This is a genomic window from Pseudonocardia pini, from assembly GCF_013870575.1.
Classification (GTDB): Bacteria; Actinomycetota; Actinomycetes; order Mycobacteriales; family Pseudonocardiaceae; genus Pseudonocardia; species Pseudonocardia pini.
In genome coordinates this window covers 1-8,291 of record NZ_JACBXB010000188.1, presented here as the reverse complement: position 1 = coordinate 8,291, position 8,291 = coordinate 1, and the positions used below count along the sequence as shown (strand labels likewise).

Here is an 8,291-nt window from a genome sequence, read left to right as displayed (position 1 = left end):
GTCCGCTCGTGTCCCACGCCGTGGCCGTCCGCCTGCTCCTCGGAGTGCTCGCCGTCGCCCTGGTCGTGCCCGCGGTCTCGCTGGCCACCACCGTCCCGCCGCGGCACTACGCCTGGAACATGTTCACGGGCGGGGACACCGAGTACCGCTACGAGGGCACCACCGTCGCGGGCGCGGCCGTGCCGGTCGATCCCGCGCTGGCCGGGAGCCCCTGGTCGGCCGTGCACTACGGCCCGGAGACCCCCGCCGCGCTCTGCGCCGCGAGACCCGAGCTGGTCCGGGTGCTGCGCTACGCGGACGCCGAGATCGAGGGGGCCTACCCGTGCTGAGGCTCCCCGAGACCCTGCCCGCCCGCCCGGTCGCCGCGTACCGGGTGGTGCTCGGCCTGGTCGCCGTCGTCCGGGCGGCGGCCCTGACCGCCAACCCGTACCTCGGCAACCGGCCGCACCCGCTCTACGGCTGGGTGCCCGCCCTGCCGACGCCGGTGTGGACGGCCGTGGGACTGGTCATGCTGGTCGCCGCGGTCGCGCTGGTGCTGGGCGTGCTCGCACGGCCCGCCGCCCTCGTCGTGGGGCTCTGCGTGTTCGCCGAGATGTGGGGCGCCGGCTACTACGGCAACGGCGCCTACCTGCTCGGGACCATGGCGATCCTGTTGTCGTTCAGCCGCTGCGACGCGGCGTTCGCGCTGCGCGGCAGGCCCGCCGACGAGGTCTGGGCGCCCCCCGTCCTGCTGCTGCGCGCCCAGATCTCGGTCGTCTACCTCTACGCCGCGCTCGGCAAGCTCAACCAGGACTACCTCGTGGGCAACGGGCTCGCGGGGGACGCCGGCGTGCTCGTCCCCGCGGGTCTGCTGGTGTTCCCGCTGGTCGCGGTGCTGGCCGTGGGCGCGGTGGTGCTGGAGCTGTTCCTCGCCGTGGCGCTGTGGGTGCCCAGGCTCCGCCCGGTCGCTATCCCGCTGGGCGTGCTGCTGCACCTCGGCATGATCGCCTGGCTGTCCGACGGGCCGCTCGCCGTCATGGAGCTGGGATGCTTCGCGGCCACGACGGCGGGCGGCTACCTCCTCTTCCTGGACGCACTCCCTAGTCGAAGAGGTCGGGGTCGGTCCGGACGATCTCGTCCCACAGCGGCTGGAAGGCGAACCAGCCCGCATACGGCGTCCCGCTCTGTTCCCGGGTGAACCGGGCGTTGGCCGGGTCGACCAGGATCGGCGTGCCCGCGGCCTCGGCGAGCAGCTGCGCCTGGCAGTTGCGCTCGGTGCTCACGAACCACCACGCCGCCTCGGCCACCGTCTGTCCCACGGTGAAGATGCCGTGGTTGCGGTGGAAGCACATCGCGTTGTCGCCCAGGCCCTCGGCGAGCAGCCTGCCCGCCTCCTCGTCGACGACCACGGCGCCCGCCCCCTCGGTGACGACCGTGTGGTTCTCGTAGAGCGCGCACGCGTCCTGGGTGATCGGGTCCAGCGGCCTGCCCAGCGAGGACCACGCCTTGCCGTACACGGAGTGCGCGTGCGCCGCGGCGACGACGTCCGGCCGGGCCCGGTGCACGGCCGAGTGGATCACGAACCCGGCCCGGTTGACCGGCTTGTCCCCGTGCCGGATCCGCCCCGTGTGGTCGACGAGGAGCAGGTCGGAGACCCGGATGTGCCGGAACGACATGCCGAAGGGGTTCACCCAGAACATGTCGGGGTGCTCCGGGTCGCGCACCGTGATGTGGCCGGCGATGCCCTCGCCGAAGCCGAACCTGCCGAAGATCCGGAAGGCGCCCGCGAGCTGCTGCTTGCGGTGCTCGCGCTCCTCCTCGACGGTCGCGAAGACCGGCGGCTTCGGCAGGCTCAGCCCGCGCTGGGTCGGTTCGTAGGCGGTCATGGAGTCGGGAGCGGTCGTCGTCGGCGCAGCCATGCCTCGACGGTGCGCCGCGCACCGGCCGACGTCAACCACTACCGACGGGCGCACGGCCCGCGCCGCCCACCGCCCGACGGGAGGAATGCGGCAACCCGGACACGACCCTCTGTGACCATTCGGGCTTCGCGTGAGGAGTGAGGAGTCCCATGGCGGCGGTGGAGACCGGGGAGCGGAGGCGGACCCCGTTGGCGTTGCTGCGGGCGGCGCGCGCCGCCCGTGGGGGTGTGCAGCGGCTGCACCGGAGGATGGCGCCCGCACCGACCGCGATGCTCGACATGATCGGCGGCCACCGCACCACGCAGGCGATCTACGTGGCCGCCCGGCTCGGGATCGCGGACGAGCTGGCCGCGGGCCCGCTCACCCCGGGTGAGATCGCGCGCCGGGTCGAGGCGGATCCGGACGGCGTGCGCAGGCTGCTGCGGGCGCTCGCGGGCATGGAGGTCTTCGCCCTGCGCCCCGACGGCCGGTACGAGCTGACCCCGCTGGCGGACACGCTCCGCAGCGACCACCCCCGTTCGACGCGCTCCGCCGCCCTCTACTGGGGCTCCCCGCCGCACTGGGAGCACTGGGGACACCTGGTCGACGCCGTCCGCCGCGGCAGGCCCGTCGTGCCCGCGCTGCGCGGCACGGACGTCTGGTCCTACCTGAGGTCCGAGCCCGAGTTCGCCGCCGCCTTCGACGAGGCCAAGGAGGGTCTGGCGGACTCGGCGCGAGAGGCCGTCGTCGAGGCCTACGACTTCACGGAGCTGCACACCGTCGTGGACGTCGGGGGCGGCCGCGGTCAGCTGCTCACCGCGATCCTGGAGGTCGCCCCGCAGGCCCGCGGCGTGCTCTTCGACCAGCCGTCGGTCGTCGACGGGCTCGGCGGGCTCGGCGAGCGGTGCGCCGTCGAGGCGGGGTCGTACTTCGACGAGGTCCCCGAGGGGGCCGACTGCTACCTGCTCAAGAACGTCCTGCACGACTGGACCGAGCAGCAGGCGCTGCAGATCCTCGGCACGATCCGTCGGGCCGTCGCGCCCACCGGTCGGCTGCTGCTCGTCGAGACCGTGATCCCGGAGGGCAACGTCCCCCATCCCGGCAAGCTCGCGGACCTCGAGATGCTGCTGCTCGTCGGCGGCCGCGAACGCACCGAGCGGGACTACCGGGCGCTGCTGGCGCAGGCGGGGTTCGAGCTGGTGCGGACCCTGCCGACCGCCTCGCCGCTGTCGATCCTGGAGGCCGTCCCGGCCTGACGGACGTCTCGGACCGGATCCGGTGGGCCGTCGCGCTGCTCGACCCGCGCCCCGGACGTCGGATCCTGGAGCTGTGCACGTCTGGTTCGGCGCGGGCGGAGGCCGAGGGTCTGGCCGTGTCCGGCGTCCGCGCGGAGCGGTGAGACGATCGGGGCATGTCAGCGCGCCCGCCGATCCTGGACGTCCCGATCGCCACCGAACCCATCCGGCTCGGCCAGTTCCTCAAGCTCGCCGGTCTCGCGGAGGACGGCGTGCACGCCCGGGAGCTCGTCGAGGCGGGCGAGGTCGAGGTGGACGGGCGGCCGGAGACCCGTCGGGGCGCCCAGCTGCACCGGGGCCAGGTGGTGGCCGTGCAGGGGCGGCGGGCCCGCCCCGTGGAGTAGGTCAGGTCCCCAGGATCCGGTCCATGTCCTCGCCGACGACCGGGGACAGCGACGTCATGAACGTGGCCGTGAGGTGGTTGTCGTCCTGGTAGACCAGCACGTTGCCGATCTCGGCGGGGCAGGTCTGCGGGCCGCAGTAGTAGTCCGTGTAGTCCAGGAAGGACACGTTCTGCGGCAGGTCCGGGATCGTCTGCCACGGCGGGACCGGGGCGTACAGCGCGGCCCGCTCCTGACCGCAGACCTCGGCGCCGCGGCCCGCCTGCTGCAGGCAGTCGGCAGGCCGGAAACCGGGCTCGTAGCGGGGGTTGTCCCGGAAGGCGACCACCGGGATGCCCAGGGCGTCGAGCTCGCGCCAGCGGTCGACGAAGCCCTGCGGGGTGACCTCCGTCGGTCCCGCGGTCACGTTCCGGCTGGCGATCGTGACGACGGCGTCCGGCCTCAGGTCCACGAGCTCGGCGGCGACGGCCTGGTTGAAGTCCAGGCAGACCGGGTCGCCCGGGTAGACCTCCGACGCCGTGGAGAACGGGCAGGCGCCGTGCAGGATCGCCGTGAGCTCGACGTTGCGCGCGTGCGCCCACGGCACCAGCGCGGCGGTGAACTGCTGGGAGTGCGAGTCCCCGACGATCACGATCCGCTTCACGGGCGGCCCCGCGCCGTCGACCGGGGGCAGGGTGCAGGCGGAGTGCTGGGGGAGCCGGGGGAGCGGCGCGCAGTTCCACCGCTCCACGTGGGACCAGTCGTCCGAGGCCGAGACCATCGGCGGCAGCAGGGGCGCGAGGGTGTCCTCGGTGGGGACGAAGCCCTGGCGCATGGCGAGCGCCCCCGGGTGGGTCTCGTCGCCGACCACGGCGACCGAGTCCGCGCGGGTGGCCGTCTCGTACTGCCAGGCGCCCGCGGCCAGGAGGACCGCGAGCAGGCCCGCCAGCGCGCCGCGGTAGCGGGTGCGGTCGGACATCCGCGCGCGCCGGATGGGCTCCTCGACGAGGTGGTGGGTGAGCACCGCCAGGACCACCGAGATCCCGATGATCACCGCCCCGCCGCGCAGTCCCACCGCCGCCCGGTCCAGCAGGACCAGGTACAGGACGAGGACCGGCCAGTGCCACAGGTAGAGGGCGTAGCTGATGTCCCCCAGGTACCTCAACGGCCGCGAGGACAGCAGCCGGTCCACGCCGAGCCCGCTGCCCGTGGCGCCGGCCACCAGCACCAGCGCGGCCGCACCGGTCGGCCAGAGCGCGGCGATCCCGGGGAACACCGCGTCCACCTGCAGGACCGCGCCGCAGGCCACGAGCGCCACGACGCCGAGCCAGCCGAGCACGACCCGGGTGCGGGCGGACAGCACGATCGCGTCGATGGTGAGGGCGAGCAGCCCGCCCAGCGCGAACTCCCACACCCGGGTCAGCGAGTGGAAGTAGGCCAGTGGCTGGTCGGTGATCGTGAGCGCGACGGAGAAGGTCAGCGAGGCGGCGAACAGCCCGCCGAGGGTGAGCAGCAGGTAGGTGCGCAGCTTCTCCCGGACGGACCCGGCGATCAGCGCGACCAGGGCGACCAGCAGCGGCCACACCAGGTAGAACTGCACCTGGATCGACAGCGACCAGAAGTGCTGCACCAGGCTCTGGGTGTTGTGCTGGGCCGCGTAGTCCACCGAGTCCGCGGCCAGCTGCCAGTTCTCCAGGAAGACGGCCGAGGCGAAGAGCTCGTGCAGCGTCTGCTGCCAGCGCGCCTCGGGGAGCAGGAGCCACCCCGCGACGACGGCACCCAGCAGGACGGTGAACGCGGCGGGGAGCAGCCGGGCGGCCTGCCGGGCCCAGAGGGGCCGGAAGCGCAGGGCGTCCCGGGCGGCCGCGCGGTGGAGCTGGCCGGTGATCAGGAACCCGGAGATCAGGAAGAAGACGTCGACGCCGCCGGACACGCGGCCGAACCACACGTGGTAGGCCACGACGAGGACCACGGCGAGCGCGCGCAGGCCCTGGAGCTCGGGGCGGAACCGCCGGGTCCGGGGCTCGACGAAGCCCGCGGGGACCGGCTCGTCGGACGGGCCCGGGAGTGGCTGGCTCAATCCGGCCCCTTCGATTCGTGCCCTGAGCGACGTCTTTCACTGTAAGTCGGCGATGCCCCGCTCGCTCGGCGGGGGTGGGCCGATCGGCCTACACGTGCGGCTCAGTAGCCGACGTAGTCCCCGGCGTGGTTGCTCCGCCCGCCTGCCTCGACGGTGTCGAGACCGTAGTTGGCGATCATGTAGCGCAGGCCCGCGGTGATGTTCGCGACCGGGTCGGTGATCCCCCGGTCGGAGACGCTCGGGTGCACGTAGGCCCGGAAGGTCGAGGGGATGGTCTGCATCAGACCCTGCGACGGGGTGCCCCGCTGGGCGTTGGAGTCCCAGTTGTTGATGGCGCGCGGGTTGCCGCCGGACTCCGCCATGATGATCTTCTTGACGCCGGGCGCGAGGCTCTGCGGGAGGTCGCAGATCTCGAGCGCCTGGGCGATCCAGCCGTCGAGGCCGCCCTTGGCGATGAGCGAGTCCAGGCGCTGCTGCTCCGCCTGGGCCGCCGCCTCCTTGGCGTGCTGCTCGGCGATCGTGTCGGCGATCTTGCCCGCCTTGTCCAGCGAGGCGAGGTCGAAGTCCTCGGTCGCGTCGGCGGAGTCGAGGCCAGCGATGCCGAAGGCGACCGGGCTGACGTGCGCGGTGTCGGAGACCGTGTCCGCGGCGGGGAGCGCGGCCTGGTTCGCGGCGAGGGAGGTCGCGATCGTGGTGGTCTCGGCGGCGTCGGCCACCGCCTGTCCGGCGTCGCCGGAGGTCACGGCGGCGAAGGTGCCGGTCGCCAGCACGCCGAAGGCGGCGCCGACGGCGGCGGTGGACGACGCGACGGTACGTCGGGCGACGTGACCGCGGGGAGCGGTCGCGTGCCTGGCGGCGTGACTCGCGGGTACCCGGTGGGGAACCGGGAGCGCGTCGCCACGCCGGCCGCCTGGGGAGCGGTGGCCAGCCAAGGTGCGTGCCTTTCGATCAGGCGGCCGTAGCGCGGACGGGCCCGGGTTCGGGGTCCCGGGGAGTCGGTGGGGAGTCCGGCTCCTGCAGCCCGTTCGTGATCTGGCCGTGATGACTGCGGCGACATTACGGATGGTGACCCCGGGGACACAACCCTCAGGGCTGCCTGTCGCCGCTGGTCCAGGGCCGTTCGTCGCGACGTCCACCGGCTGGGTGAGTCGGTCGTCGTGCGGTGAGCGGTCACGCACTGCATTCGGCGGTATGCTGGTGCTGAATCCAGCTTCAGGTCAATGGCTCGGGATCGGGGTGGCCGTGCACGCGAAGGACCTGCTGACCATCGGGGAGGTCGTGGACCGCAGCGGTTTCCCGCACTCCGCCCTGCGGTACTACGAGCGGGAGGGGCTCGTCGCCGCCACCCGGACCACCGGCGGCCAGCGGCGCTACGAGCGGAGCGTGCTGCGGCGGCTCGCGTTCATCCGCGCCGCGCGGGCCATCGGGATCGGGCTCGACGAGGTGCGCACCGCGCTCGACGCCCTGCCCGCCGACCACACCCCCACGAAGGCGGACTGGACCCGGTTGTCGCAGACCTGGCGGGGCAGGCTGGACGAGCAGATCGACGCCCTGGTCGCCCTCCGCGACGGCCTGGACTCCTGCATCGGCTGCGGCTGCCTCTCCCTGGCCAGATGCCGCCTGATGAACCCCGACGACCGAGCGGGCGCAGCGGGCGACGGCGCCCGCATGCTCCCGGCGGCCCTCCGGCGCACCCCCGCCTGAAGACTGCACGATCATGCGGGGTCGGGGGTCTCCAGGCGGGCCGCGCGCAGGGCGGAGCGGCGGACCTTGCCGGTGTCCTCGCGCAGGGGATGGTCGACGCGCTCGACCGTCGCGGGCACCTTCTGGGGGGACAGCCGCTCCCGGACGTGCGCGCGCAGGTCCTCGTCGGTGACCGGCTCGGCGAGCTGCACCAGGGCGTGCACGCGGGAGCCGAGGTCGTCGTCGGGCAGGCCGATCACGCACGAGGACAGGACGGCGGGGTGCGCGTCGAGCGCCGCCTCCACCTCCGCCGGGTACACGTTGGACCCACCGACGAGGATCATGTCGCTGCGCCGGTCGGCGAGGTAGAGGTAGCCGTCGGCGTCCATCCGGCCGAGGTCGCCCAGGGACTCCCAGCCGTCCCGGTGGTTCGCCGTGGCCCCGAGGTAGCGGTACGGGTTCTCCGGGACCCTCATCCAGACCTCGCCCACCTCGCCGACGGGCAGCGGGTTCCCCTCCTCGTCCCCGATCCGCATCTCGCCGGACACCACCGGCCCCACGGATCCGGGGTGCGCGAGCCAGTCCCGGCCGTCGATCATGCAGCTGGCCTGCGACTCCGTCCCCGCGTACAGCTCCACCACGGTCTCCGGGCCGAACCAGTCCAGACACCCCCGCTTGACGTGCTCGGGGCAGGGCGCGCCCACGTGCAGGAGGGTGTCCACGGTGGACACGTCGGCGGCCGCGCGCACCTGCGCGGGCAGCCGGAGCAGGCGGCCCATCAGCGTGGGCACCGCGTAGAGCCACGTGACCCGGTGCGCCGAGACCGCGTCCAGCACGGTCGCCCCGTCGAACCGGTCGAGCACCACCACGGTCCCGCCCAGGACCAGGCTCATCAGCGAGAACATGAAGGGCGCGTTGTGGTAGAGCGGCGCGGTCACTGCGAAGACCTCGTCGCCGCCGCGGATCCGCAGTCGCGGGGCCGCGGCCGTGACCGTCTCGAGCAGGCCCGCGTTGCCTGCCAGGATGATCTTCGGGC

General features: G+C 73.5%; 9 protein-coding genes. 5 read left to right on the top strand and 4 right to left on the bottom strand.

The annotated features are described in order from the left end of the window. Positions 1-329: hypothetical protein (locus H5J29_RS13255; RefSeq protein ID WP_181781248.1), on the top strand; the 329-nt coding region annotated here is incomplete at its 5' end. Continuing rightward, the gene (locus H5J29_RS13250; RefSeq protein WP_181781247.1) at positions 323-1,177 is read left to right on the top strand and encodes an HTTM domain-containing protein; all 855 of its coding nucleotides are present in this window, start codon (positions 323-325) and stop codon (positions 1,175-1,177) included. The genes H5J29_RS13255 and H5J29_RS13250, both read left to right, overlap by 7 nt. Here the strand turns inward: H5J29_RS13250 and H5J29_RS13245 are convergent. After that, positions 1,080-1,898, bottom strand: coding sequence for a class II aldolase/adducin family protein (locus H5J29_RS13245; RefSeq protein ID WP_181781246.1), 819 nt, complete (start codon positions 1,896-1,898; stop codon positions 1,080-1,082). The two genes, H5J29_RS13250 and H5J29_RS13245, sit on opposite strands and share 98 nt — an antisense overlap. Before the next feature lie 149 nt (positions 1,899-2,047). Here H5J29_RS13245 and H5J29_RS13240 point away from each other — a divergent pair, with 149 nt between their 5' ends. Next, positions 2,048-3,133 (top strand): methyltransferase, encoded by a 1,086-nt coding sequence (locus H5J29_RS13240; RefSeq protein WP_181781245.1) that lies wholly within the window; start codon positions 2,048-2,050, stop codon positions 3,131-3,133. 155 nt (positions 3,134-3,288) lie between these two features. Further along, entirely contained in the window at positions 3,289-3,516 is a 228-nt protein-coding gene (locus tag H5J29_RS13235) for an RNA-binding S4 domain-containing protein (protein ID WP_181781244.1), read from the top strand. 1 nt (position 3,517) lies between these two features. Here the strand turns inward: H5J29_RS13235 and H5J29_RS13230 are convergent, their stop codons facing one another. Together H5J29_RS13230 and H5J29_RS13225 are read right to left on the bottom strand one after the other, a co-directional pair. Next, on the bottom strand, positions 3,518-5,572 hold the full coding sequence (locus H5J29_RS13230; protein WP_181781243.1) for an acyltransferase family protein: 2,055 nt from the start codon (positions 5,570-5,572) through the stop codon (positions 3,518-3,520). A 101-nt stretch (positions 5,573-5,673) separates the two neighbouring features. After that, positions 5,674-6,342, bottom strand: a complete 669-nt coding sequence (locus tag H5J29_RS13225) for a transglycosylase SLT domain-containing protein (RefSeq protein ID WP_181781242.1) — start codon at positions 6,340-6,342, stop codon at positions 5,674-5,676. 421 nt (positions 6,343-6,763) lie between these two features. Between H5J29_RS13225 and soxR the strand changes: the two genes are divergently transcribed. Continuing rightward, positions 6,764-7,276: a redox-sensitive transcriptional activator SoxR gene (gene soxR / locus H5J29_RS13220; protein WP_181781241.1), complete on the top strand. Its 513-nt coding sequence runs from the start codon at positions 6,764-6,766 to the stop codon at positions 7,274-7,276. A gap of 11 nt (positions 7,277-7,287) precedes the next feature. On the opposite strand, the gene H5J29_RS13215 is transcribed toward soxR, so the two are convergent. Beyond that, positions 7,288-8,291: AMP-binding protein (locus tag H5J29_RS13215; RefSeq protein WP_181781240.1), on the bottom strand; the 1,004-nt coding region annotated here is incomplete at its 5' end.